Here is a 25,046-nt window from a genome sequence, read left to right on the forward strand (position 1 = left end):
CTTGCTTCCGCGAGTATTCATCTTGCTTCCGCGAGTATTCACCTTGCTTCGCGGGTATTCACCTTGCTTCCGCAGGTATTCGCTCTGCTTCCGCGAGTATTCACCTGCTTCCGCGAGTATTCACCTTGCTTCCGCGAGTATTCACCTTGCTTCGCGAGTATTTACCTTGCTTCCACGGGTATTCACTCTGCTTCCGCGAGTATTCACCTTGCTTCCGCGAGTATTCGCCCTGCTTCCGCGAGTATTCACCTTGCTTCCGCGAGTATTCACCTTGCTTCCGCGGGTATTCGCCTTGCTTCCGCGAGTATTCACCTTGCTTCCGCGAGTATTCACTCTGCTTCCACGGGTATCTACCTATTTCGCTCGACTCACCTTATATAGAAACTTATTTTTTAAAGCGATTACGTGTGTTGGCATAGACAACTACGAAAATTGTAAGAACTATAAAGAGAACGAGCCCGATGATAAATAGCCATTCCGTTTTGAACAGTTCGTTCAGTCCCCATAATAGTAAACAAAAACAGTAGCCGTACATCACTTTGCCCACAAATTTTGCGAGTGCTTTTTCGTTATATTTTTCTTTTTCACTATCGGACATCGTATTGTAGCCCGCTATTAAAAATGCACCTTTTCCTTGTGATAAAACAATCGCAAAGATTAGGAACGGAATCATAATGATAAACCAAACAATGGCATCCATAATGCTCAGTCTCTACTTTCCATTCATAATAAACTGCTGAATGGCTGGCAGTAATTCTTTATGAAGTGGTAATAAAGGGTCTGAATATGTTGCTAAATTCTTCGTACGATCTGCCGGAGCATCTTTTAACACATGATTCATTCCGTCCATATATACAAGCTTGGCATCTGGTTTGCCTTTCTTTAACGTTTCCGCATCCGTTGCAACTACTTGTAAGTCGGTTGTTCCTTGAAGAATTAAAACTCGGCTATTCACTTTTGTTAACTCACTTGCAGGGTTATATTTTAACCATGAAATCATATACGGTTGAACGGAAGAACGGAAGAGTGATTGTAAATCTGGGGAAACATTCTTCACTAGCTCTCCTTTTTTCAAGGATGTAAGAGCATCTGTTGATTCTTTTAGAAGCTCTGGAGATAATTGACCTTTTAATTGCTCTAACAAAATTTCATCTGCCGGTCTTCCAGCACCTGCGATGGAAACAAAGGACTCTACATTTGCTTTTTGTGCTGCTAGCAAACCAATCAATGAGCCTTCGCTATGTCCAATTATATGAACACTCGAATACGCTTTATCGGCTAAAAGGGTATTAATCACTTGAACCGCGTCGTCTACGTATTGATCAATCGTGATATCCTCTTCCTTAGTTAAAAGGGATTGATTATCGCCAAGACCACGTTTATCATAGCGGACAGTAGCAATACTCTCATTAGCTAACCCTTCCGCAATCATTTTTAAGCTATTATTTTTACCAGCTATTGCTGAATTTCCATCCTTATCAGTTGGTCCAGAGCCTGCTATAATAAGCGCCACTGGAGATGGCTCCTTGCTTGCCTTTTGAAGAGCCACTGTTAACTCACCATTTTGAACGGGAATCTTCAACGTTTCATACGTAACTGGTTGTTCTTTGAATGGTTTTAAGACAAGTGGGAATTTGCCACCATTTTGTTGAAACGTTGCTTCAATTTGCCCATCTTTTAATGTTCCGTTAATTTCAACTGCCGAGCCATTTAAATTGATCGAAATACTCACTTGATCACCATCGTATTTAATGCTTTTAAATGGATAATTGGATAATCCTTGTGCTGGTACTGATAATGTCCCACTATCTTTCTGCAAATCAACGATAATTGGAAGTGCTCCGTTTGGAGTTTCAATATTCCCTTCCCATTTACCTACTAGCTGTTCATTCATTTTATTGTCCCCTTTCGTCTCTTTACCTTTTGTATTGTCTTCCTTTTGACCGCATGCTGCTAACAATAAGAGTGCACAACATAACAACAATAGTTTTTTCATAAAATCTCTCCCTCTATATGAAAATGACTAACAAGATTGGTAAAAATATTACAAGTAAAATGATATAGCTCCATTTATTCGCCATATTCACAGTCCAACCAACACCGTATTTCTTTTGTACTAATAATGAAGGGTCATTTTTATTCATATAAAAAATACCCCATTTCCAGTAGCGATCATCGGCTGCAGCTGTTTCGTTTGTATATAAATCATCAAAGCGCTCATTACTTTTACTTAATTTCCAAATGAAGAGTATAAGTCCCCCTAAAGTGACGATCATAAAAACGATAAAAAGTGGGAAGAAGTAAGGAGCTGTTTGATTTTCTAAAATCACTGTCGTGTAATGTAAAACAACAAGAAGAATGGTCATAGTATAATTTATCGCCGCTAAATACCAGCTGCCATATTTACGCTGTGTAAGCTCTCTATTGGCTGAAGCTGCTTTCGCCTGTGCGCTCAATTGTATTTTTGCCCTTTTCATACCTATGCCCATAATGAAAAGGCTAATTTGTGTCCCTAGTAAAATAAGTGGCATTACAATAACTGATAGCCATGTTTTTTCAGTCCAACCGTCTACCTCACCTACTGCATTCCAATGAGTAGCAAATACATCCGGGATCGCATTGTAATTCATATAGGTAAAGGTCATCAATGCTAAAATAACAATAATTGGTAATACAAAAAAATGTAGGTGACAGTACTTCATCTCTATCACGTATAGATAAATCCATCACATAAACAGTTTTTACATGCACTTCCCAATTTTATAAGAAGTACGACATATAGCAAGATAAATGATAATAAAACAAATTGCTCTTCTTGAATAGACGTAAACAGTAGCAAAATTTGGCCTAAAAGAAAGGCAACTGCTATGCTCCCTACCAGGATGCTGTAGCGCTTTTTAAATATACGTAATTGCTGATGTTGCACATAAGGTTCTGGAATTGAAACACCAAACACAGTTGTTTTTCTCGCAAAATATGGTGTTAATGTTTCCAGTACCCCTACAAAGATAAAGATGCTTAATATAAAAAGCCCATATTTCCCCTACTTCCATTGTTTTAAAATTCGATGAAACAAACTTGTCATCTGATCTTTTTCGAGACCACGTGCAAAGGCCTCTGCCATAATTGGTTTTAATGCATTTTCTACTTTTTCAACTTCCGTCTCTTCCAGCTCTTTTTTTTGACCACCGATAATGATCGCCTTTGCTTTCGGCTTTAATTCGATTAAACCTTTTTCTTTAAGTTCATGATAGCTCTTACTAACTGTGCTGACATTAATCCCTAAATCCGCAGCCATTGAACGAACTGAAGGTAATGTGTCACCATTTTTTAGTTCTCCCTTAGCAATGAACTCAATTAATTGATTCGCTAACTGTTTATAAAGCTGTAATTCACTGCTTGGATCTAAATGAATATTCATTTTACCCCTCCCATCTGTATCGCTTATCACCAAACAGAAATCTGTCATACTTAAAGTAATACAGTTTTTTAAAAAAGTCAAATTCTTCTATAAAGCGAAAATTTAATTAGTAGGGAATCTTCTTCATCAACACTGGTCTATCAGGCTTTAGGGCATTTAATGCGAAATAAAAAAAGGACCCAGAAAAATTCTGGATCCCAAGAACACTTATTTCTATTTGATTATATCTGTATCGGTTTTTGCTTCTTCTTAAGATACAGCAAAACAGAATATCCTCTGCCTCGCCTTTTTCCTTAAGATTTTAGAAGCTCACCCTATACAACTGTGGCGGACTTTCCTGAGATTCCTGGTCTTTGGGTGTTTGACTACTCATTCTACATCCTCCTAATCATATTAGATTAATAAGTGATTCCTCTCTTAATATGAACCGTTTCACAAGTGTTTATTCATGTGAAGCGCATTTTTATCAAAAGTACCTTGTTAAAGAATAGAACTCCACGAAAATGCAGAGTTTTTATTTTAGGCGTCTTCTTTAAAGACTTGTTGCGCAATCGTTAAAGCATTTTGCACACGCGGGAAACCTATATATGGCACTAATTGTAATAATGCTTCCACAATTTCTGTCTGTGTCAAACCCGCATGTAAACCACGTTTAATATGTGTCTTTGTTTGTGGGGCAGCACCTTGAGTTACTACTGCTGTAATGACAACTAGTGCACGACTTTTGGCATCAAGCCCTGGTCGAGAATAAACATCACCGTAGGCAAATTCAATAATCATTTTGCGTAAATCTGGGGCTACATCAGCTAGTGCATCTGCCTCAATCATTCGTGCCGCTTCTTCCTTTGTCACATACTGTTTAATTGTTTCTAATCCCTTTGTAAAACGCTCATTCATTGTAATCCCTCCCATTGTTATTTCTTTACACAAAAACCCCAATTCCGCGTCTCCAGAATTGGGGATTGTCCTTCACCTATGTAAGGGGCTCTTTTTCGTTTCACCCTCTAGCTCTAACGAAAAAGGAAAATGGTTTTCATAGTGCCTCACTGGACAGCTTTAATGAATATCTATGCAAAAGTCACAAGGACATGCACGCTAAGTTATGGTTAAACGAGACAAGCTTTTGCTTTTTCAATTTGGATGATTACTTGATCAAATCCTGTACCACCTAAAGAATGGCGACGACGAACGGCTGCTTCAGGCGCTAATACATCGTAAATATCCGCTTCGATAAGCTCACTTTCTTTTTTCATGTCTTCCAGCGGTAAATCTAATAAGTAGATACCCTTTTGAATACATGTGAATACAAGTTTTCCTGTCACTTCATGTGCTTCACGGAAAGGCATACCTTTTGTTGCTAGATAGTCTGCAAGCTCCGTAGCATTGGAGAAGTCAGAGTGTACTGCCTGGTGCAAACGCTCTGTATTGACAGTCATCGTGCGAATCATACCTTCAAAGATTTTTAGTGAACCAAGAATTGTATGGACTGTATCGAACATACCTTCTTTATCTTCCTGCATATCTTTGTTGTATGTTAACGGTGTTCCTTTCAGAACAGTTAATAAGCCCATTAAGTTACCGTAAACGCGTCCCGTTTTTCCACGGATTAACTCCGCCATATCAGGATTTTTCTTTTGTGGCATAATAGAAGAACCTGTTGAGAAGGCATCATCTAATTCGATAAATTTGAATTCATCTGTCGACCACAAAATAATTTCCTCTGCAAAACGAGATAAATGCGCCATTAATAATGATGAATTACTTAAAAATTCAACGATAAAATCACGGTCACTTACTGCATCCATCGAGTTTGCGTAAACCTCGCTGAAGCCTAAAAGCTCCGCGGATTTTAAGCGGTCGATTGGGAAAGTTGTCCCCGCCATGGCACCTGCACCTAAAGGCAAAATATCGATACGCTTAAGCGACTCCGTAAAACGTTGTTTATCACGCTCTAACATCCAGAAATAGGCCATTAAGTGATGCGCAAATGAGATTGGTTGGGCACGTTGTAAATGTGTATAGCCTGGCGCAATTGTTTCTACATTCTCCTCAGCTTTTTCAAGCAATGTCTTTTGGAATATCTCAATTAAACCGATTGCTTCCTTCACACGTTTTTTCAAGAAAATATGCATATCCGTTGCTACTTGGTCATTTCGGCTACGGCCTGTGTGAAGCTTACCACCTACAGGACCAATTAAATCAATGAGCATTTTTTCCAGATTTAAGTGAATATCTTCATTAGCAACTGTAAATTCAAGCTCCCCTGCGGTTGCTTTTTCTTGTAATTGTGCAAGGCCACCGAGAATGGCCTCTACGTCAGCTGCTGGTAAAATTCCTGTTGCGCCAAGCATCGTAACATGTGCTACGCTACCTTCAAGGTCTTCTAGAACAAGCTGTTGGTCAAAGCCAATCGATGCGCCGAACTCGTCCACCCATGCTTCTGCTGATTTTTGGAAACGTCCGCCCCAAAGTTTTGTCATAACAGCTCACCTTTTCCTTAAAAATTCTTTTTAAAAAAGGTGTAGTACAGCGTTTAATGCTACACTACACCCTGCTGTCAAAAAAGATTATTTTTTATTTACTGAAGAGTTAACCACTGTTGGCAGACCCCATAATTCGATGAAGCCTACTGCTGAAGCATGGTTGAATTGGTCTTCTTTAGAATATGTTGCTAGCTTTTCACTATAAAGTGAATTTGGGGATTTACGTCCTTCTACAATTGCATGACCTTTGTAAAGCTTCACGCGCACAGTTCCGTTCACAAACTTTTGTGATTCAGCAAGGAATGACTCCAGTGCTACACGTAATGGAGAGAACCATAAACCATCATAAATTAATTCAGATAATTTTTTCTCAATGACTGGCTTGAAGTGTGCTAACTCTTTTACAAGCGTTAAGTCTTCAAGTTCTTTATGAGCCGTTAATAGCACTTTAGCTCCTGGAACTTCATATACTTCACGAGATTTAATACCAACTAATCGGTTTTCTACGTGATCGATACGACCAACACCGTGTGCGCCAGCTACTGCATTTAATTCTTGGATTAAATCAGCAAGCTTCATTTCTTTACCGTTTAACGATACTGGCTTACCAGCAACGAATTCAATTTCTACGTATTCCGCTTCATTTGGAGCGTTTTCCACAGAAACTGTTAAACCATAAGCTTCTTCTGGTGGTGATACCCATGGATCTTCCATTACGCCCGCTTCATTTGCACGGCCCCATAAGTTTTGGTCGATAGAGAATGGTGAATCTAACGTTGCAGGAATCGGTACATCATGTTTCATAGCATATTCGATTTCCTCATCACGGCTCCAGCCCCACTCACGTACAGGTGCTAACACTTCTAAATCTGGATTTAACGCTTTAATTGAAACTTCGAAACGAACTTGGTCATTACCTTTACCTGTGCAACCATGAGCTACTGCGTCCGCTCCTACTTGGTTTGCAATCTCCACTAATTTTTTAGAAATTAATGGACGAGAAAGTGCCGATACTAATGGATATTTTTGTTCGTACCAAGTATGAGCTTGTAATGAGATTAATGCATATTCTTCAGCGAACTCATCCTTCGCATCTACCATATATGATTCAATTGCTCCTACTTGAAGAGCTTTATTTTTTACGAACTCAAGGTCTTTACCTTCACCAACGTCAAGACAAACTGCAATAACGTCCCAACCTTGTTCTTTTAACCACGGAATTGCTACAGAAGTATCAAGTCCTCCTGAATATGCTAATACTACTTTTTTATTCGCCATAAAAAATGCGCCCCCAATTAATCTATAAGATATGTATGTTTATACATTCGCTTAAAAGTTTATACACGAATAGTATCATGTTATAAAAATAAAAACAAGTGTATTTTTATAAATTTATAGACTTTTATGTTTATTGTAAAAAGTGTGTCATTACAATACTTTAAGCCTTTGTACCAACTATGAATATTTTTACTCGGATAAACAAATTTTTACTAGCTACATGAATGTATATTATATAAATTTCAGGAAAGTAATTTGTTCTTCGGGAAAATGAGGAGGTGATTTACATTGAAATATGGAATAGTTTTCTGTAAACGAATTAACTTAGAAACAAGAAACCGCTAGAGAGCGTAATTCTTCTCTAGCGGTTTTATATTGATCTGAAAGATTAAATGGTCCTAATTCACATATAAATGCAAAACATTTTCCTGTTTCTCATACCTTCCCTTGATTACTCCGATTCCATCAATTTTTAGTGAATCGTCATTTTCAATGGGATTATTCTTTAATATCAGATGTAATTTAATTATATTTTGAAGTCCATCCTTACAATAGGCAATAACAGGTTGTTGTACAAAATAGTCTTCATTGTTAATTCTTACTTTTATAGAGTTCTTATGTAAAAGCCTATTTTCAAATGAGACGATATTCATCGGGTCAAAAGATTTAGCAGTTATTTCACCTTCAATAAATAGATGAATTCCTTTTTGTTGTTCAAAGTTTTCAAATGTATTTTTTCTATTTTGTATAGCAAAATTAATTGCCTCCTCTGTTTCAGGACTTATTTCTACGTTACTTATTTTTATAAAATCATCAGAAAGCTGTTTAAATATATCGTATAATGTATCCTCTTTACCCCAAAAACTTTCCTTCCAACCTGGTGAAAACTCATCTAGTAACAAACACATAAACAAACCTGAACTATAACAACTCTTTCGTATATCAGAAGTAGATTCATATTTGTCTTTAAGGTGTTGTCCATACTTTTCTAGAACTGATTTGTAAGCTATCGGGGTTTTTTCAGAGTAAGCCTTTAGTTCAACATACCACGCAGGTCCTTCAATTGTTTCAATTAAGTTTTCGTATATTAGATTATTACTAAACTTAGCAGCTCTTTTTTCTCTTAGGGCAATGAAAGTATTAAGATATAGTTTCTTTTTAATAATATTATTTTCTAACACCGCACTAAAAAGGTTTGCTCTTTCTTGATTTCGTAATTCCACATTTTCTTTTGATAACGGATATGTGATTCCTAGAACTTCATTCGCAAACCGGGTTTCGCCTTTAACATATTGAAAACCGTGGAATAATTCGTGTACAAGAATAGAATATAAACTTTCGTAATCCTCATACAATTCGATATTTACAATTGCTGTTGGATAATCATTATACAGAATAAGTGTACACCCCATAAATTGTTCATCCCAATTTAAAATTTGATAATTATTTAGTTGATCTTTTTTCATTCTAGGATGGTTGAAAAGATAAACATAACGCTTATCATATAATGCGTAAGCAACCGATTCAAAACCTGACCAATAATTATCTAAGTTTGCATTTACTAAGTCTTGGGAAATTCGATTAAGATATGTAGTCATCCTCTTCATCCTCCATATAAAAATTCATTATATTTAAATTCTCTTTGGGATGAAAAATATCCTTTTTCAAAAGGGGGCTTATGCAACTATCTTGGACTTATGTTTGAACAAATGCCATCTACAATTTTTGATGATGAACCATAAAAAAACTGTAAACACACTCAACTTGGTATGTTTACAGTTTAATCCCTATTTTTTATTAAAAAAAGATTTACCTAAAAATTCTACGGTTGCAGGTGCCATTGCATACAGCTTGCTTGTTAACCCCATGACCCTTGGTAAATTAACCTCTCGAACTGGTCGTTCAATTGTTTTTACTGTAGCTTGTGCCACTTCTTCAGCTGTTAATAAAAATCTTCCTAAAGACTCACGGTAGCCACTTTCATCACTCGCCTTATCTAAAAATGGTGTATCGATTGGACCAGGATGTATCGCAGTAACTTTAACATTATACGGAGCCAGTTCCATGCGAAGTCCATTCGTAAAACCGACAATCGCATGCTTTGTAGCAGCATAAACACTAGCCTTAGGTGTCGCGACCTTTCCTGCCTGTGAGCCGATGAAGATTAATTGACCTTGCTGGCGTTGTATCATAGGTGCTGCGAGACGTTTTGCTAAATACATCGGTACACTGACGTTTAGCTCTACCATTTGTCTAATAGCTTCATCTGATAAGTCAGTCGCAATGCCAAATTTACCTACCCCTGCAGATAAAATAGCTACATCGAGAGGCGGTAGTTGTGCACATACTTCATCGATTGTAGATAAATTAGTTAAATCTGCTTGGATCACGTTTGCGCCTACGCGTTCTAAAGCTTTTAATGCAACCGCATTGCGTCCTGTTGCATAAACCGTATGACCCTGTGCTACTAATAATTCTGTTATTTTCAATCCTACACCACTTGTTGCACCTGTAACGAAGATGGTCTTTTTATTCATGTTCATATTTAAACCTACTTCCTTTGAAATAAATAGATACCTTCTTCCGTTTTTGTAGATGTAATGAAATTGTTGGCCTCTAAGTAATCTAAATAACCGAGCGTTTTGGACAACGTCAGACCAAACTGACGCTGAAAAACCGCTGGGTAAAAGCGCTTCGTTACTTGTACAGCAGTTAATGAATCGTCACCAAATAATTCACAAACCTTCAAAGATTGCTGATGCTGGCGTTCTAGTCGTTTATCAATTAATTCAGGAATATTCTCTAACTCAGCACCATGTCCTGTATACATCTTTTTTACAGGTAATCGACGTAAAATTTCTAGCGATTCATTATATTGTAGTAACGATTTAGTACGTCCTAATGTAAGGTCTAGTGGTGGCTCAATTAATGGGTTTGGCGTTATTTTTGCAAGCAATAAATCTCCACCTATTACATCATGAGTTTTTTCATCCCAGAAGATTAAGTGACTTTGTGCGTGTCCTAATGTTTCAATAGCCTTTAATCCAGGATGTCCTGGCACTTCATCCCCATCGTTAAGAATTTGTGTTAATGGTCGTTCACCTACAAGCTCTATTTCACGGCGGACATGTACACTCGGCTGGATATGTTCTTGAGGAACTCCATGCTCAAATAAGCGCTCACTGTAAAACTGCACATGGTATCGTAAAAAATCCTCGTCATGACGAAGCCATTTATCGTTATAGGCATGCCCTAATATTTCTGCGTTTGGAAAGGCATCCACCCAACCTGCATGATCTGGATGATGATGGGTTAACACAACCTGTTCAATATCTCGCATATCAAAGCCCGCTGCTCGAATACCCCATTTAAGCGCATCATAGGCTTCCATTGTTTTTGGACCAACATCAAAAATGGTCAATGCATCCCCTTTTACAACAAATGCATTCACATCTCCTACTTCATAGGGTGTTGGTATTTCTATTTTGTATATAGACAAAAGCTGTTTCCCCCTTTAATGCAACTAGTGAATACCTATTCATTCTATTTTACAAGTTTTTCTTCTTTTCGTCACCCTCCTGTTGACAGGATGACGTATTATTAATATAATTTTGAATAATCTAATTATATTTGTGCATTGATGAAGCCAAGTACGTAATTGGTGAAGGTGTCTTAGAGAGTGTTACATTTGCTGAAAGTGACATCACCGCTCCCATTACCGAACCTACTTCTGAGCAGTTATGAAAACATAACCGTTTCCCTTGCGATAAAAGGGCTATGAGTTGTGCCAATTGGCAAACAAAGGTGGTACCGCGGAAACAACAGCGTTTTCGTCCTTCTTTATAAGGACGAAAACGCTGTTTTATTTTGAACTGGAGGTTTTATCATGAAAAAAATACTATTTATTGGCGCAGGCTCTATGGCAGAGGCATTGATTCAAGGCTGGATTAAACAAAAAGTATTTACAGCACAAGAAATTTACGTCACCAATCGCTCAGACAAGGAACGCTTACAATTTTTACACGACACATATGATGTGAATGGCAATTTTGATGATGCTATTTATCAACAGGCTGATTTAATCATTTTAGCGATGAAACCAAAAGATGCCGTTGCAGCGATGCGTGAGCTAAAGCCTAAAATTACAGAGCAATCAGCCGTTCTTTCTATTTTAGCTGGTATTGCCATTACTACTATTACAGAACATTTAGGTGCTCGTCCAGTCGCACGCGTTATGCCTAACACTTCTGCCACTATTGGGATGTCTGCGAGCGGGATTGCCTTTAATGACAAAGTGACAGCAGAACAACGCGTTATTTTTTTACAGCTTTTAGAGGCGGTTGGTTCAGTTATTGAGGTAGATGAGGATCAATTACATGCTGTAACCGCTCTTTCCGGTAGTGGGCCAGCTTATATTTATTATTTAATGGAGGCATTTGAACGGGTTGGTACAAAGGTTGGTCTCTCGAAGGATACAGTACGACTATTAATGACGCAAACACTTGCTGGTACTGCGGAAATGCTGAAGCAATCCGTTGATGAGCCTGATGTATTACGCCAGAAAGTAACAAGTCCAGGTGGTACAACAGAAGCTGGAATTAAAGCTCTTGAACAATATCGATTTAATGAAGCCATCGAAGCATGCATTAAAGAAGCTGAAGCTCGATCTCGATCACTTGCAAATAGTAAATAATGTGTGCAAAATAAAGTGAAACTTTAATCATTGGGGATTTTCTTCATCCCCAATGATTATTAGTTGAACGAATCGGGCTTTTACGGGCAGTTTATCTCCCACCTAACTTCTTACTTTTGTTAAAATATTAAAGGTGGGAGTATCACTGCCCGTTAAAGCGGGGTAAAGTATATCACTAGGGATTAGGGGGCTTTAAATTGGCTAAATTATTCGAACCTTATCAATTACAAAATATCACTTTAAAAAACCGTGTTGTGATGGCACCGATGTGTATGTACTCGGCACAGGATGATGGGCTTGTAACACCTTTCCACCAAGTACATTATGCAACGCGGGCTGCTGGTCAAGTTGGTTTAATTATTGTCGAAGCTACTGGTGTTGTACCAGAGGGTCGTATTTCTAGTAACGATCTTGGCATCTGGGATGACGCTCATATTGAAGGTTTAAGTCAATTAGTTCAAGGAATGAAAGCATACGGAGCAAACACCGGCATACAGCTTGCACACGCTGGACGTAAAGCAACTGTAGATGGAGAAATATTTGCGCCATCAGCCATTGCTTTTAGTGATGATTTTAAAACGCCAACTGAAATGACATTAGAAGACATTGAATATGTTGTAGAAGCATTTAAAAACGCAGCTGTCCGGGCAGCTAAAGCAGGCTTTGATGTTCTTGAAATCCATGGAGCACATGGCTATTTAATTAGTGAATTTTTATCACCAGCAACGAATAAACGCAATGACCAATACGGTGGCTCTCAAGAAAATCGTTATCGATTATTACGTCAGGTCATCGATGCTATTCGTAGTGTTTGGGAAGGCCCTTTACTTGTGCGCGTTTCCGCTGAGGACTATGCAGAAGATGGTACAACTATGGATGATTTTATCGTCTTCAGTCGTTGGATGAAATCACAAGGTATCGATTTAGTGGATGTTTCTACAGGTGGTGTCGTGCAAGCACGTATAAATGTTTTTCCAGGCTACCAAGTAACTCATGCTGAAGCGATTAAACATGGTGCTGATATTCCAACTGGAGCAGTCGGCCTTATTACGACAGCTATTCAAGCAGAGGAAATTTTACAAAATAATCGTGCTGACTTAATCTTCCTAGCGCGTGTTCTTCTGCGCGAGCCATATTGGCCACTTCATGCTGCTAAGGATTTAAGAGAAGAAATTAAACCTCCAGTGCAATACGTACGAGGCTGGTAAACTGTATAGTGGCTCTTCACCAAAATATAAAAAACAGCTTGTTGATTTATGCTAACAAGCTGTTTTCATTTCAAAAAAGAGGGTTTTGTTTAATTTCTTCATCAATTGCCTTCACTAACGTCTCTGCATCATCTGCAGTTACGACTTCTCCATTGACGATGGCGAAGATACCTTGCTCACAAATTTCACAATGTGATGTACAACCCGATTCATCAATTTCAATATCGGATCTTTCATTTAATATATCATAGGCATCTGCCGCTCCAAGTGATAAGTTTGTGATGCAGAATTCAACTCTATTTTTCAATTGCTGTGGCGCTTTCTTTTTCTTAAAAAGAGAAAATACCATCCTCTGATGCCCCCTCCCACTCAAAGAAAAGTTTTTAAACAATATAACTTACCGTTCGCTGTTTAATGAATAATAATCGATACAATATTAAGGTTTATACACATCAGCTTCATTAGACGGGACAAAGGTAATGCCCTTCAATTTAAGTTTTTCAGCTTCTTTTTTAAATTCTTCTGAACAAAATAATATACTTGAAAGGTTAGTATTATTTATTAGAAAAACATCTGGGAGAGTATTTGATTCTTTCAGCTGTAGATCCCATATTTTTTTTATCCTTCCATCTTTCCTATAAAATTCAATATTTGATTTCTCCATATCTATTACATCTTCTAACCTATCATAAAATCGCACATAAAAATATTCCTTTGACGATATGCTTTTTTTATGCCTATTCACCATATATACTTTAGTGTATTGAAAATTGTTAATTCCAAATTTCTGTAATAGGTTTAGAAATTCTAACGATACAAAAAACCCCCCTCGCCAATCGTAAAGCAAAATTATATTTTATATCTTTTGTAACAAACCATACTTCTTCTGGCATCTCTGTCATATTATCTCTTGAGTTTCTCCATTCACCAGCATCAGAGTCTCTTGCTTCAAAAGGATCATTTTCAAAGAACTCTGTATGTATTATTCCCTCTAGATAAGTAGGACAGAATATACCCTCTTTTTCAAAAATCGCAAATGTTTCTCCCATATTTACCCCTCATTCCTTTCACTTAAAATATTCTACCACTCTATGGAAAAGCAAATTCAATTCACACATATGTAAAATCGCATTGATTATTGAAGCATGTTGTTATTCATAAATTTTACCTACATAAAAAATTTGGGCTAGGAAGTTCCAATCGATGTTATTTGGTACTGGTAAATCACTGTTCTTATAGAAACTTTCCATGACCTCTATCCATGATTCAATTGCTTCAAGATAGTTATCAATAGATTTATTTTCCCATTCATCAACATTATGTTTAAAATCCTTTGTAAGTAAATTTAAAAACTCCAAAAATTGATCTTTTGTAGTTACTTGTTCGATTTTCTCATAAAATTCCATATATTATCACCTTTCTATTTTAGCTTCAACAATACTTAAAACAGTTCTTTACGTTACACAATGACAATGATTTTTTCACCATTTGTACCATGTTAATCTTTAGCACTAATCCTGTTGGAAGTTTTCAGGATCTTCGATGATCTTTGTTAAAAATTCTTCAAGAGAGCTTGCAATCTTCTTCTCGTTATTATAGACAGCATTTTGTTCCCCATCTGTTAATCCGATTGAAAAAGGCACTGACTCCCATCCAATAAAGAAGATTAATTTATTTTCTTCATCGTAGTTTGGGTAAGCTTCAAAAGAACCTTGTCTTAATCGAAAATCTCTAATTGCCGACGGACTCAAAACACAATTTTCATCTAGTTCTTCTTCGCCGACAAAGGATCCATAACCGATCTCCATCAAAAATAACTTTAATTCTTTTGGAAAAATAATACCTAGTTCACTTTCTACTTGTTCAATTTCATCACTTTTTATTGAGGGAAACTGAAGACTACTATTATCTTTAATAAATGAAAATTTCATTGAGCAGTCCTTCTTTCATTCTGCAAATCCAACTTTTTCATATCGTAATCCTTTAGCCCATTATATGGACTTTCTTTCTTGTAACAAATTATTTATTTCATCTTTTTTGTGAGAGTAATGTCTCTTTTCAGGATGAAACGCAACCTCTCTTAGTGATGGACATTCTAACAATGGTGATAAATCTCCACTTTTACAGTTCCAAAAATTTATTTTATGCAAATTTTTCATAGATTTCACAAATTCAAGAGAATCAACATCTGAAACCTGTAATTCTTTTATAGTATTATTTCCTGCCAAAAATGTTAGATCAGTAAGTTGTTTACATTTTTCGATATGAAGTCTTTCAAGTCCTTTTAGTTTACTAAGCGCGTGTGCATCTTCTAGATTATTTATATACTGGAACCAACACCATTTCAAGGAATCTAAATCCTCTATCCCAGACAAAGATTTTAGCTTAGTCGAGGTGTCAAGACGCAAAAATTCTAATGATTTTAGTGAACAAAACTCTTTACAATCTGGTTTAATATATTTAATTGCGTATAAGCTTTTTAAATTTACTAGTTTATCTAAGTTTAGATAGTAATCTTTTCGAACAACAACCTCCTCTAATTTTTTAAAATAGTTCAAATCAAGCTTTATCGGTTGAGCTAAAGTGATTTTTGTAAGATTAGTTAATGTAGATAATGCTTCTATATTTTGATACTTGGATAATTTAAAATTATCGTTAATTAGTAATTTATTGATGAATGTTTTGTTGTTGAAAGATGAAAAATCTAAATGACATTTCAAATCTGCATCTAGATTCAAATTACGGATTCGAATTGCATGGTAATTTTCCTTCTCAGCAATCTGTATACCTTCCTCAAGGAAAAGTGGGTTTATCTCAAAATAGCCAATACTATCATTAAATGCATAGCTTCTCATTATTTACACCCCTTTTTATCTAGACTCCCCCTATTAAACTCCAAGACAAGGTTTCTCTCGAGCTTCCTCTTCTGAAAACAAAAATAGCATTGAGTATATTGTTTATTGGCATGTGTTTCGCCCGAAAAAGTTTATAAATAATACCTTCAATCTAATTCTGCACGAGAAAATAAATCCGTAATAGTCGATTCATCTTCACATGTATTTTTAAATGAAATAGCAAACTTCTCTAATGCTTTTTTATCAGAGGAATAAGCACAAAACATACTGGCTTCGGAATCAAAATTGACAATACCTTTTAATTCAGGCATTTTTTCTTCAAGAAAGACTATCGCTAAAGATTCCCAATCATAACCTCCTCCTTCAAATCCCTCATCAGCTCGTGTATCAAAAATCTCTTGCTTATATTCACCAACATATAAACAAAAGGACGCCGAGCTACTACTACGATCTACCCAAAAAAACGGAGCTATTAGCTGTTTATCATTAATAAAATTCATTTTAACCCTCCACTAAAAATAATTTTTTTTATACCGATCGTCTTTTGTAATACTATTTTTTAGTAATAGCATCAATAACGTAAATTATTGCCGTATTTTTCTAATTCAGTAAAGAGTTCATCCCATTTGCTTTAATGCCTTCTCTATATTTAGATGGTATCTTTTTTTCACACCTATTAAACCATTCGTTAAATGTTTCTCTCCATTCCTTCGTCTGATATTGTTTAATCAATAAATTTGCATTAACAGGAAACCTTTTTGCGAGCATTACTAAAATATCAATATGCGTTAACATTGCTTGATATGGTTTATCGCTATTCTTTAACCATTCATTGTTTTTATTTATTTCCTCAATTGCTAGATTAATGTATCGAGCATTGCCAAATTCTGCAGCTTCATTATCTTCAGGCATAATTCCAAAGATCCTCAATTTCATCATCCCCCATTGCATTTACTCTAAATCTTTTTAATGGATCATCTATCTTTCTTTAGCTATCAATAGAGTCGATGAACCCATTTCCCTATTATCTCCACATATCTTTCTAATTCAATTCCCTAGGTTGTGCCTGGATGTGTTTGCAAAATTCCAAAAACGACGGTGCTACAACGATTGCATCATCAGGGTCGTAACTTTCTTCGTAATCCATATATTTTATTTCTCCTGTTTGGATATCAATCCAAAAATCATTGTCTGCATGATTATCAGCAAATGGGATATGAAACAAAACAAAGTTCTCAAAGTCCTCAGAGTAATCTATCCTTCTATCTTTTGCTCTTTCAATAGACATTGTGTAATTAGAATCATCATCCTTATCTTCGATTAATGGAATATGAAAAAAACTACCAATTTCTATCGAGAAAAAATCGTTGTTTAATATTTCATAAAAATGATCAGGGTAAATGTATGCCCCTTTAGTAAACATCCCTCCATTTTTAGCATGATAAAACTCTATAAAATCTTTTTTTCCTGGAAAGTCGTCAGATACAATTTCATTAATCTCGGAAGTCGATATTTCCTTCCAAGAATTCTCAAACAAAATATCTTTATTCAGAAAATCATTAATGTTACCTTTAGAATTTTTGTTCATTTAAGTCTACTTCCTACTTCCCCTTTTAATTTATTTCGACTTTTATTATTGCTCAACTACATTGTGTAAAGAAAACACCTGCATGATTTTGATCATTTTTTTCATTTAAAAACAAATATCCGACCGAGTCACTAAGGCTAAACACATCTTGATATCCTTCAGGAAAATCACCACCATAAATTTGTAGGCAAAATTGATAATCATCCAAACCCATATTTTCTACTTGTAACAAAGATGGTTTATTGCCAATCAACGAACCACAGTAAATCTCAATATCATCAAAGTCTTCTTCATCAACTTCTTCTAAATCTAAATTTACTTCATCTCCAAAAACGAACTCTTGTGCTGGTATTAGAAAGTCTGATTCATTTCGAACATCACCTGCTTTGTGTAATAAAACTTTTGTATATCCTTTTTTAATATTTTTTAACTCTTCTTCATCTCCATGAAAAGTGATTGAATCTAAAAAGTAATCATCTTTTTTATACGTTGTAAAAACGGATAGAACTTGTTCTTCTGGTAAGTTTACATTTAGAGTTTCATTAAGAAAATCCGTCGGTAAACATAATACAAGTGTTAATTTATCTCCATCTGGATTTAATGGCCAATCAATACTTTCAGGCAAGAAGCTATATCCGCCCAGTCGAGCTACATTGGATCCATTTTCTACACCTTTAAAAATAACTTCAATTGACATTTTTCAATACCACCCTCATTTATAACTTACTAGTTCATCCTCAATATACGTATACTAGTAAACCAGTTGCTCCAATTAAAATATAATAGCACCTATAATGTCCTAGTCTTGTGCGCTAACTATAATTAAAAGTAGGTTAACACAAAAATAAAGCAATAAAAACCGAACTATTGTCAATCAATTCCGAAAAATCGCTGTCGATTTCACATTAACGTAATTGTAGCTGACGCTTTGCTTTCGCTACAGAAAACGTTTGTTCCTCTTACTTCGCTTTCGAACAGATAAACAATGCGACCGGATTTTAATATTAGTTAGTTGGTTGGTAAATCGTTTTTATATAGAAAATCCGTAATCTCCAGAAATAACCTTTTATTTCTAATGATTCATAATTACTACAGAAGTTATATGACTATTTACATTATTGCCACATTTTGGTTTATATGATAGTCTACAGAAGTATTTTTTATTATTAAGGGGAGGTTAATTATGTTACGTACTGGTATTATATTTTTAATTTTAGGGTTAGGTGCATTCATACTGCCGCTATTCGGTATACAATTCAAATTATTTACCGTTTTTGGCAAAATTTTTGGCGGAGGCGAAACCTTTGTTGAAATTGCTTTTGCAGGTATCGGCGCCGTCCTAGTAGGCATTCATTTATTTAAAGGAAATAAGGACAAGTCGTCCGCAGCGTAAGAACACAGATTTGGGAGGAAGCTATTTTTGAAATCGTTGATTGCAAAACTATTAAAATCAGTAACAGTTATGATTCTTATTATAATGGCGTGTGCGGTTCCCGCATACGCCGAAGAGGAGCTGAATTGGGTAGAAGGTGGACAGAAAGTCGACGTAGGGACCAATTTAGCGGAACTGGAGTTAGGCAGTGATTTTCTTTTTCTTAATGCCGAAGATACGAAAAAGTATCTAACTCAGGGCGGAATGGAACCAAACGGGTCAGAAATCGGTGTGGTTTTCCCAAAGGATGAAAATCAGACTTGGGCCGTTTATTTCGAATATGAAGAACCTGGACATATAGAAGACGACGAGAAAACGGAAATCGATGCTGATGCCTTGTTGGAAAGCTACAAAGAAGGTGCGAAAGAAATGAATAAGGAGTCAAGCCCTGAAAATCAGATATTCGTTGACAAATGGGATGTTGCTCCATTCTACGACAATCAATTACATAGTTTGTCGTGGTCTTTATTGGCGCATGATAATCAGAACAACAGTGTTATTAACTACAATGTGCGAATTCTATCCCGCAAAGGCTATATCTCAGCGATACTCGTCTCAGATCCGGCGAATTTGCAGGCTGATCGTATAGTGTTTAACAACAAGATCCTAAAGCAGTTTAACTTAAAGCAAGGTCAGCGCTATGAGGATTTTGACAAAAAAACCGATAAGGTAGCTGAATTCGGCTTGACTGGATTAATTCTTGGAGGCGTGGGGCTAGCGGTTGCCAAAAAAGCGAGCTTGTTTGCAGTGCTCATCCCTCTATTGAAGAAGTTTGGGATCGTGCTTGTGCTGGCTGTAGGCGCAATTTGGGGCTTTATTCGCAAAAAACTCGGAATGAAGAAAGAGCAGTCTGAGCAGCAACCGACACAATCGGAGCAAACGGAACAGTCGGAACAGTCGGAACTACCGGCACAGTCGGAGCAAACGGCACAGGACCAGGCGAGTGAACGCAGCAAGGTTAATTCGCATGAGTAATAACCGCTAAACGTTTTTCGGAGTGGTTATTGCATTGTTCCAAAAATGAGAATAATCAAAGCCCTTCCTAATCGCTCGATAGCCGAGTGATTAGGAGGGGCTTTTATATCGTTTATTCATTTAAATAGAAGCTCCTTATAAAATAAGCTGCCTTGTGGAAACTATCACCGACACATAATAACCTTCTCAAAACACCTTAGATTACATTATCCCCTAGTTTAAGTGACAGAAATAATAAGATATTTTAATGACCATATTCACTCAATTCTTTAAATAACTCTTCACCATTTTCTTTAATTCCCGTTCTATATTTTGAAGGGATTTTTTGACCGCACCTAGTAAACCATGTGTCAAAAGTATTTTGCCATTCTAAAACCCTATCCTTCTTAATACTTAAGTTCGCATCTGCCTTATACTTTCTAGAAAGCATCAATAAAATATCTATATGAACTAACATAACCTGATATGGTTTCTCAGTTTTCTTCAACCACTCATTGCTTTCTTCATTTTTTTTAATTGCCAAATTAAAATAATGGGCATTTTCTAACTCTGCAGCTTCATTACCATCTGGTGCTGTACTAAATATTTTCATAATTCCCTCCACACACGCACACTTTATCTAATTGTTAACAATATTCGCACTACAAACTATACTATTCTTCCGCTGCCTCATTAAGCCAATCTAATATATTTTCCCTCTTATTAAGGCGTAAAGCTCTGATTATATTTGTTTCATCAGGAGGCATTACCTCAACGTTCACGTACACTTTATTTCTCGGTTGTGTCAATGAAAATAGTCCTTTATTATCTATTTTTTCCATAGCCAAAACCATAGCTTCTAATCTAAAGTCCACTTCTTTAAACCATTTAATTTCATCAGTATAGTCAAGTATACGCTCATTAAATAGTTCTCTTACAGTTTCAAAATTCTCGTACCCAAAATTCCAATATGGTGAATCTGCATATGACCATTTTATTAATTCAGCATCTGCCTTTGCATATTTTTTAGCGACCGTCTCCAACGCTTCTAAAGACCATGCAGAAATAACTGGCGCAACAGCCTCCCCTGTTGTCACCAACGCACAATAATAATAATTTTCTTGATTTTGAAATAAACTTAAAAATGATTTTTCCGTTGCAATTGCTATTTCGTCAGCTAATATTTCGAGGTCATCATTATACATATAAATTCCTTTCTTGTATGAATATTCTTTACATCGATCCAATATATTTTTAATCAGCGTCAGCAATTCCCAAATAATTCATACTCCTCTTTTGATGTAAGTGTGAATTTTTCACAAGTGAATCCACCGAATTTTTAATTTGTTTTTAAATTATTATTTTCTGCAGAAATGTTCATCCAACATAAAACTATCTTTATTTGTCTAGATCTACAGTCCAATCAATCTCTTCGTTAAATCAATTACACAATTTTGTTGAACCATTATCCATTTTCAAAGGGATTTCTCTTGCCCACATTTTAATGTCACTTATGAACATCTCTTTTTCAAGCCCTTCAAAGTTGTGTTTTTCTAACGCCCTGTTTAGAAACTCTAAAAATAGATTCCCCAAATAATACCTCTGTTCTACTTTATACATTTTTTCATATTCTTCTACCGTAACTGCCATATCGATTGTCAAATAGTTATCTTTTTTATTATATCTAATAAATGATTTTCTTTCATAGGATTCAGGTAAGCATCTAAAGGCTATCCCGATTGAAACATCGACATTCCTATATTTTGAATTTATATTAGATTCCAATGCGTGTGCTAATTCACTAGCTAATTCATCAACTCTCGCACCTGCAGTGTCTGAAACTATTGAAAAATCCATAAAATGCACCTCTTCTTTAAAACTAGTAAAAAGCCGTACATTTTCACCATACACTTTTAATTCTCTCATCAGCAATATACGTAATCTATTATCAAGAAATGTTTCGGTTCATTACTATTACATATACTTATTCAAAGGCTCAATGACAAAATCATATTCATCTATGCTTTTAGAAAAATCAAAAAGCAGTAAGTTTTCCATACCAAGGAAGTTCATTGCATCCCTCTCCTTTTAGGTATAAATCATTCAGAAAAAAGCTCTATTGCCTTTTCCTGTAACTCAATACCGATTCCCTCTAATTCCTCCAAAAACTTATCGTCAAAATACCCTGCTTAAAATGAAAATGCACTATTGATATCGACCATAGCGATTGCTAATTTTTTAGGAACTGTCTCTTTATCTTTATAGTATTGAGTTAAAACATTTAGTGCCTCTCTCACTTGATTTAATAAATCAGAATCTAATTCCCTATACGTTCTTATTTTTACTGGAACTGAATTTTCACTTACTAACCCATCATAAATTATAGCAATTGCTTCTTCTGTACCCATAAGCCCGCTCCCCATATGAATTCTAATAAAACTTATCTTTCATCTCTCTAAAGAGTCATTATTTCATGTTGTATTTTCTATATTGAGCATCAAAAAAACGACATTAATAAAAAAACCACTTAATTAATAGAGGCTACTTCTAACTACTTTGCTTGCGCATTTTGCTCTTTATCATTTAACTGCTTTATAAATAGCATCACTTTGTTCATTAATTCATTTAAATCTGAAAAAAAATAGTTTTCATTAATAAAATTTTCATTATTTTTCAAATCTATAGCTTCAAAATACACTGATTTCTCTTCCCAAAGCGTTAGTCTTGCAATAGAAATATTACTATCGAAATCTATTTTTAAACAATAATAGTGATTACCATTTGGATGAAGTATATGTTCGATTTTAAATGGACTAGGAGATATTAATGACGACTTACCTGCTGTAACAAACCATTCTTCAAAATCTTTTAAGATATTTTCACTTTCCTGCATCAATTTTTTCTCCTTTGAAACAACATTCTTCACAACAAGCAAGTCAGGAATCGGAAAACCTTCTCATACTAATCACAAGTGCAAAAAAACCGAATTTAATTCTGCTTTTCAATTGGAATACCAAAGACTTGGAATATATAATCTTTCTCTTGTTCCTTTGTAGCAATACCAGTAGTTATACCACCTTCTTTTGTCCCTTGAATAAACCACATATCATTATGGTCTTTATCCACCATTTTAAAATCACCTTGTTTCCAACGATTTAATATATCTAAATATTTATCACTGTGTTCGTATCCATCTTTATTTTCCTCTACCATTTGCAGTAAAGTTTCTATTCTCTCCGGTGTAATCATAATGGATGATTCTTTCTCATCTGCAATAATTTTTTGATGTGACATTTCTTGAATAACTTCTTGCATTAGATTATCAAATAAAGGGTTCATCTCCACTTTTCCATTCATCAATCTTTTTGGAATACGTAGTATTTTCCCATCCAAAATTCGTATCCACTGTCGATACAAACTTTTCCCTTATTATTTTCTTTTGCAATTGATTGACCGCTAGTTAATTCCCTCTTGGCACTTTTAGAGTTTTCGTTTTCATAGTTCTTATTCATAATCAAAAACGTACCACCTATACTCAATAATGCTGTCATAGTGTGTTACTGTTATTGCGCTGGTGTTTGCATAGTGTTCTGGGATAATTATCTATAAAGGTGGTAAAAAAATGAAGTTTGTTCATGTTTTAGGTATAGTTGTTTTGCTTCTTCTATATCGATATCAATCTCAAAATATTGTAAAATTCTTTCTACTGTTAAGCCGATTGAATCCCGTGCAAACGTTTCAATTTCACTGCCATTTTCATAAAACTCATCCTGTAGCTCATTGATCGCTATAGTCATTTCGTCTAATTTTTCCTGGATTTCTTCTTTTGTATGAGTGCCCTCCTCAATAAAATGTACTACATTAACAATATGCAATTTAAGTTTATCTACTAAAAATGATGGAAAGAAAGAATCTTCATACATATCCTCTAGATAGTTGAATTCAGAATCAAGTTTCTTCACAATGTTTCCTCCTTTGATATACTTCGGAACCCCAGAGCGCCACATTTCTTCTACTGTTTTTAACGAATAGTTGTCTTCACCAAGCAATCGTTGTTCTTTTAATGGATCGATCCAACGGCTATTCTCAATCGATAAAATTAAGCGACGTACAAATTCGTAACCAGTGTTATATCCAGTAATTTCATAGTTATTCAAAATATTCGGATCTTTCCTATCGATATTATACTGAACAATTTCATTACCCATAATACCCTGATCTCCTATCCTTCTATCTACAATGGATTTTAATAACTTTTAACATGTATCTGTCATACCAGTAAATTTATACATAATAACCTCCTGATGGTGGGAAATATTTCATTAACATTTCCTGCAGAGAGTTATGTAGTAATTCTACTTCCCAAGAATCGTGCCAAAAAATAAATATATTACCGTCTGAATTCATTAAAATAGGATTCCCTGAGCCATCATTTGAAATAACATAGGCATCCTTCAATTCATGCGGAATCATATCTTCTCCACCTTTTTTAAACCAATGTGTAAGTTCGACTACAGTACTTTTTCCAATAAAACTTCCGTTATTAAACGCATGTATATTTAAGCCGACACAAGCACCTCCAAATATTTTAATAAATTGAATATACTCTTCTTTAAACTTTACATTTAAAACTTGTTCAGCATTCAATATTTCTTCGTCGGTTGCTGGTATTCCTTTAAACCCTTTGAACTCACTTTTGTAAAAGATTCAATTCTACTAATAAGATTGGCATCCATATTTAGCGCTCTCCCCCATATACAAAAATCAGTATGATCATAGTACTGAATATCACTTTACGCTTTCAAAGTCTAATAAGTACGAAAATGCCTTTTTTCTTTATTGAAAAACTCTCTAATCTAATGGTCATCTAGTGAAACTATTTTTATATGACTAAGTCATATAGATACGAGATATCCCTAGTAATACAAGTCCAATCCAAAATATAAACCATCACCACATATACTATAATTACCATAAATAGTTTTATATTTCCATGGTGATTATAACATTGTTATAAACGTTTTATGTAATAGTAGTAGGTAAGCCCGTATTCAAATAACGCATATAAACAACCAGGCACCTCCGGTACGATAGATGTATCAATTAAAGGAGGCACTTTTTTTATGTCCACTAC

General features: G+C 35.5%; 33 protein-coding genes. 4 read left to right on the plus strand and 29 right to left on the minus strand.

The features are described 5' to 3' along the window. Positions 1 to 385 precede the first annotated feature (385 nt). The 10 genes from ABH966_RS25350 to ABH966_RS25395 all read right to left on the minus strand — a co-directional run bounded on the left by ABH966_RS25350 (position 386) and on the right by ABH966_RS25395 (position 10,681). The gene (locus tag ABH966_RS25350) at positions 386 to 700 is read right to left on the minus strand and encodes a DUF3784 domain-containing protein (protein ID WP_370083358.1); all 315 of its coding nucleotides are present in this window, start codon (positions 698 to 700) and stop codon (positions 386 to 388) included. A gap of 12 nt (positions 701 to 712) precedes the next feature. After that, a complete protein-coding gene (locus ABH966_RS25355; protein ID WP_370083359.1) occupies positions 713 to 1,996 on the minus strand; it encodes an alpha/beta hydrolase in 1,284 nt (427 codons plus the stop codon). 13 nt (positions 1,997 to 2,009) lie between these two features. Continuing rightward, positions 2,010 to 2,702, minus strand: a complete 693-nt coding sequence (locus ABH966_RS25360; RefSeq protein ID WP_370083360.1) for a DUF1648 domain-containing protein — start codon at positions 2,700 to 2,702, stop codon at positions 2,010 to 2,012. Between the two features lie 341 nt (positions 2,703 to 3,043). Continuing rightward, the gene (locus ABH966_RS25365) at positions 3,044 to 3,421 is read right to left on the minus strand and encodes a GntR family transcriptional regulator (protein WP_370083361.1); all 378 of its coding nucleotides are present in this window, start codon (positions 3,419 to 3,421) and stop codon (positions 3,044 to 3,046) included. A gap of 519 nt (positions 3,422 to 3,940) precedes the next feature. Beyond that, positions 3,941 to 4,318: a carboxymuconolactone decarboxylase family protein gene (locus ABH966_RS25370; protein WP_370083362.1), complete on the minus strand. Its 378-nt coding sequence runs from the start codon at positions 4,316 to 4,318 to the stop codon at positions 3,941 to 3,943. Between the two features lie 209 nt (positions 4,319 to 4,527). Further along, positions 4,528 to 5,901, minus strand: a complete 1,374-nt coding sequence (gene argH, locus ABH966_RS25375) for an argininosuccinate lyase (protein WP_370083363.1) — start codon at positions 5,899 to 5,901, stop codon at positions 4,528 to 4,530. Between the two features lie 87 nt (positions 5,902 to 5,988). Beyond that, positions 5,989 to 7,182, minus strand: a complete 1,194-nt coding sequence (locus ABH966_RS25380) for an argininosuccinate synthase (protein ID WP_370083364.1) — start codon at positions 7,180 to 7,182, stop codon at positions 5,989 to 5,991. A 398-nt stretch (positions 7,183 to 7,580) separates the two neighbouring features. Continuing rightward, positions 7,581 to 8,780 carry a hypothetical protein gene (locus ABH966_RS25385; RefSeq protein WP_370083365.1) on the minus strand — a complete coding sequence of 400 codons (1,200 nt, stop codon included), beginning with the start codon at positions 8,778 to 8,780 and terminating at the stop codon, positions 7,581 to 7,583. A 189-nt stretch (positions 8,781 to 8,969) separates the two neighbouring features. Next, a complete protein-coding gene (locus ABH966_RS25390) occupies positions 8,970 to 9,725 on the minus strand; it encodes an SDR family NAD(P)-dependent oxidoreductase (protein WP_370083366.1) in 756 nt (251 codons plus the stop codon). Between the two features lie 8 nt (positions 9,726 to 9,733). Then, positions 9,734 to 10,681 (minus strand): MBL fold metallo-hydrolase, encoded by a 948-nt coding sequence (locus ABH966_RS25395; RefSeq protein ID WP_370083367.1) that lies wholly within the window; start codon positions 10,679 to 10,681, stop codon positions 9,734 to 9,736. Between the two features lie 387 nt (positions 10,682 to 11,068). Between ABH966_RS25395 and proC the strand changes: the two genes are divergently transcribed. Then, positions 11,069 to 11,875, plus strand: coding sequence for a pyrroline-5-carboxylate reductase (gene proC / locus ABH966_RS25400; protein ID WP_370083368.1), 807 nt, complete (start codon positions 11,069 to 11,071; stop codon positions 11,873 to 11,875). Positions 11,876 to 12,072: 197 nt separating this feature from the next. After that, on the plus strand, positions 12,073 to 13,083 hold the full coding sequence (gene namA, locus ABH966_RS25405; RefSeq protein ID WP_370083369.1) for an NADPH dehydrogenase NamA: 1,011 nt from the start codon (positions 12,073 to 12,075) through the stop codon (positions 13,081 to 13,083). Between the two features lie 70 nt (positions 13,084 to 13,153). Here the strand turns inward: namA and ABH966_RS25410 are convergent, their stop codons facing one another. The 10 genes from ABH966_RS25410 to ABH966_RS25455 form a co-directional block, all read right to left on the minus strand. Then, complete coding sequence (locus tag ABH966_RS25410; RefSeq protein WP_370083370.1) at positions 13,154 to 13,432, minus strand: DUF1450 domain-containing protein; 279 nt, start codon at positions 13,430 to 13,432, stop codon at positions 13,154 to 13,156. A gap of 87 nt (positions 13,433 to 13,519) precedes the next feature. Next, on the minus strand, positions 13,520 to 13,930 hold the full coding sequence (locus tag ABH966_RS25415; protein WP_370083371.1) for an Imm43 family immunity protein: 411 nt from the start codon (positions 13,928 to 13,930) through the stop codon (positions 13,520 to 13,522). After that, on the minus strand, positions 13,857 to 14,132 hold the full coding sequence (locus ABH966_RS25420) for a hypothetical protein (RefSeq protein WP_370083372.1): 276 nt from the start codon (positions 14,130 to 14,132) through the stop codon (positions 13,857 to 13,859). The genes ABH966_RS25415 and ABH966_RS25420 overlap by 74 nt, the downstream gene beginning before the upstream one ends. A gap of 102 nt (positions 14,133 to 14,234) precedes the next feature. Beyond that, entirely contained in the window at positions 14,235 to 14,489 is a 255-nt protein-coding gene (locus tag ABH966_RS25425) for a DUF7660 family protein (protein WP_370083373.1), read from the minus strand. A 105-nt stretch (positions 14,490 to 14,594) separates the two neighbouring features. Beyond that, positions 14,595 to 15,014, minus strand: a complete 420-nt coding sequence (locus tag ABH966_RS25430) for an SMI1/KNR4 family protein (protein WP_370083374.1) — start codon at positions 15,012 to 15,014, stop codon at positions 14,595 to 14,597. Between the two features lie 60 nt (positions 15,015 to 15,074). Continuing rightward, the gene (locus ABH966_RS25435) at positions 15,075 to 15,938 is read right to left on the minus strand and encodes a leucine-rich repeat domain-containing protein (RefSeq protein WP_370083375.1); all 864 of its coding nucleotides are present in this window, start codon (positions 15,936 to 15,938) and stop codon (positions 15,075 to 15,077) included. A gap of 146 nt (positions 15,939 to 16,084) precedes the next feature. Then, a complete protein-coding gene (locus tag ABH966_RS25440; RefSeq protein ID WP_370083376.1) occupies positions 16,085 to 16,438 on the minus strand; it encodes an immunity 51 family protein in 354 nt (117 codons plus the stop codon). 100 nt (positions 16,439 to 16,538) lie between these two features. Beyond that, positions 16,539 to 16,868 (minus strand): hypothetical protein, encoded by a 330-nt coding sequence (locus ABH966_RS25445; protein ID WP_370083377.1) that lies wholly within the window; start codon positions 16,866 to 16,868, stop codon positions 16,539 to 16,541. Between the two features lie 112 nt (positions 16,869 to 16,980). Further along, positions 16,981 to 17,526, minus strand: coding sequence for an SMI1/KNR4 family protein (locus tag ABH966_RS25450; protein ID WP_370083378.1), 546 nt, complete (start codon positions 17,524 to 17,526; stop codon positions 16,981 to 16,983). A gap of 52 nt (positions 17,527 to 17,578) precedes the next feature. Then, entirely contained in the window at positions 17,579 to 18,223 is a 645-nt protein-coding gene (locus ABH966_RS25455) for a DUF1963 domain-containing protein (protein WP_370083379.1), read from the minus strand. Between the two features lie 486 nt (positions 18,224 to 18,709). Between ABH966_RS25455 and ABH966_RS25460 the strand changes: the two genes are divergently transcribed. Then, positions 18,710 to 18,919: a hypothetical protein gene (locus ABH966_RS25460; RefSeq protein ID WP_370083380.1), complete on the plus strand. Its 210-nt coding sequence runs from the start codon at positions 18,710 to 18,712 to the stop codon at positions 18,917 to 18,919. A 27-nt stretch (positions 18,920 to 18,946) separates the two neighbouring features. Beyond that, positions 18,947 to 19,933 carry a DUF2167 domain-containing protein gene (locus tag ABH966_RS25465; protein WP_370083381.1) on the plus strand — a complete coding sequence of 329 codons (987 nt, stop codon included), beginning with the start codon at positions 18,947 to 18,949 and terminating at the stop codon, positions 19,931 to 19,933. 244 nt (positions 19,934 to 20,177) lie between these two features. Here ABH966_RS25465 and ABH966_RS25470 read toward each other — a convergent pair whose 3' ends face one another. The 9 genes from ABH966_RS25470 to ABH966_RS25510 all read right to left on the minus strand — a co-directional run bounded on the left by ABH966_RS25470 (position 20,178) and on the right by ABH966_RS25510 (position 24,619). Then, on the minus strand, positions 20,178 to 20,525 hold the full coding sequence (locus ABH966_RS25470) for a hypothetical protein (RefSeq protein WP_370083382.1): 348 nt from the start codon (positions 20,523 to 20,525) through the stop codon (positions 20,178 to 20,180). A 61-nt stretch (positions 20,526 to 20,586) separates the two neighbouring features. Next, positions 20,587 to 21,117, minus strand: a complete 531-nt coding sequence (locus ABH966_RS25475; RefSeq protein WP_370083383.1) for a DUF4303 domain-containing protein — start codon at positions 21,115 to 21,117, stop codon at positions 20,587 to 20,589. Positions 21,118 to 21,352: 235 nt separating this feature from the next. Continuing rightward, the gene (locus ABH966_RS25480; RefSeq protein ID WP_370083384.1) at positions 21,353 to 21,769 is read right to left on the minus strand and encodes a hypothetical protein; all 417 of its coding nucleotides are present in this window, start codon (positions 21,767 to 21,769) and stop codon (positions 21,353 to 21,355) included. A 332-nt stretch (positions 21,770 to 22,101) separates the two neighbouring features. Beyond that, positions 22,102 to 22,320, minus strand: a complete 219-nt coding sequence (locus tag ABH966_RS25485; protein WP_370083385.1) for a hypothetical protein — start codon at positions 22,318 to 22,320, stop codon at positions 22,102 to 22,104. Positions 22,321 to 22,463: 143 nt separating this feature from the next. Beyond that, entirely contained in the window at positions 22,464 to 22,805 is a 342-nt protein-coding gene (locus ABH966_RS25490; RefSeq protein ID WP_370083386.1) for an immunity protein TriTu family protein, read from the minus strand. 95 nt (positions 22,806 to 22,900) lie between these two features. Continuing rightward, positions 22,901 to 23,305: a DUF6241 domain-containing protein gene (locus ABH966_RS25495; RefSeq protein WP_370083387.1), complete on the minus strand. Its 405-nt coding sequence runs from the start codon at positions 23,303 to 23,305 to the stop codon at positions 22,901 to 22,903. Continuing rightward, on the minus strand, positions 23,269 to 23,430 hold the full coding sequence (locus ABH966_RS25500; RefSeq protein WP_370083388.1) for a hypothetical protein: 162 nt from the start codon (positions 23,428 to 23,430) through the stop codon (positions 23,269 to 23,271). Before ABH966_RS25500 ends, ABH966_RS25495 begins: the two co-directional genes overlap by 37 nt. 81 nt (positions 23,431 to 23,511) lie before the next feature. Then, positions 23,512 to 24,120, minus strand: coding sequence for a DUF5713 family protein (locus tag ABH966_RS25505; RefSeq protein ID WP_370083389.1), 609 nt, complete (start codon positions 24,118 to 24,120; stop codon positions 23,512 to 23,514). A gap of 76 nt (positions 24,121 to 24,196) precedes the next feature. Next, positions 24,197 to 24,619 (minus strand): SMI1/KNR4 family protein, encoded by a 423-nt coding sequence (locus ABH966_RS25510; RefSeq protein ID WP_370083390.1) that lies wholly within the window; start codon positions 24,617 to 24,619, stop codon positions 24,197 to 24,199. Positions 24,620 to 25,046 lie beyond the last annotated feature (427 nt).

The organism is Lysinibacillus sp. RC46 (assembly GCF_041262385.1).
Lineage (GTDB): Bacteria > Bacillota > Bacilli > Bacillales_A > Planococcaceae > Lysinibacillus.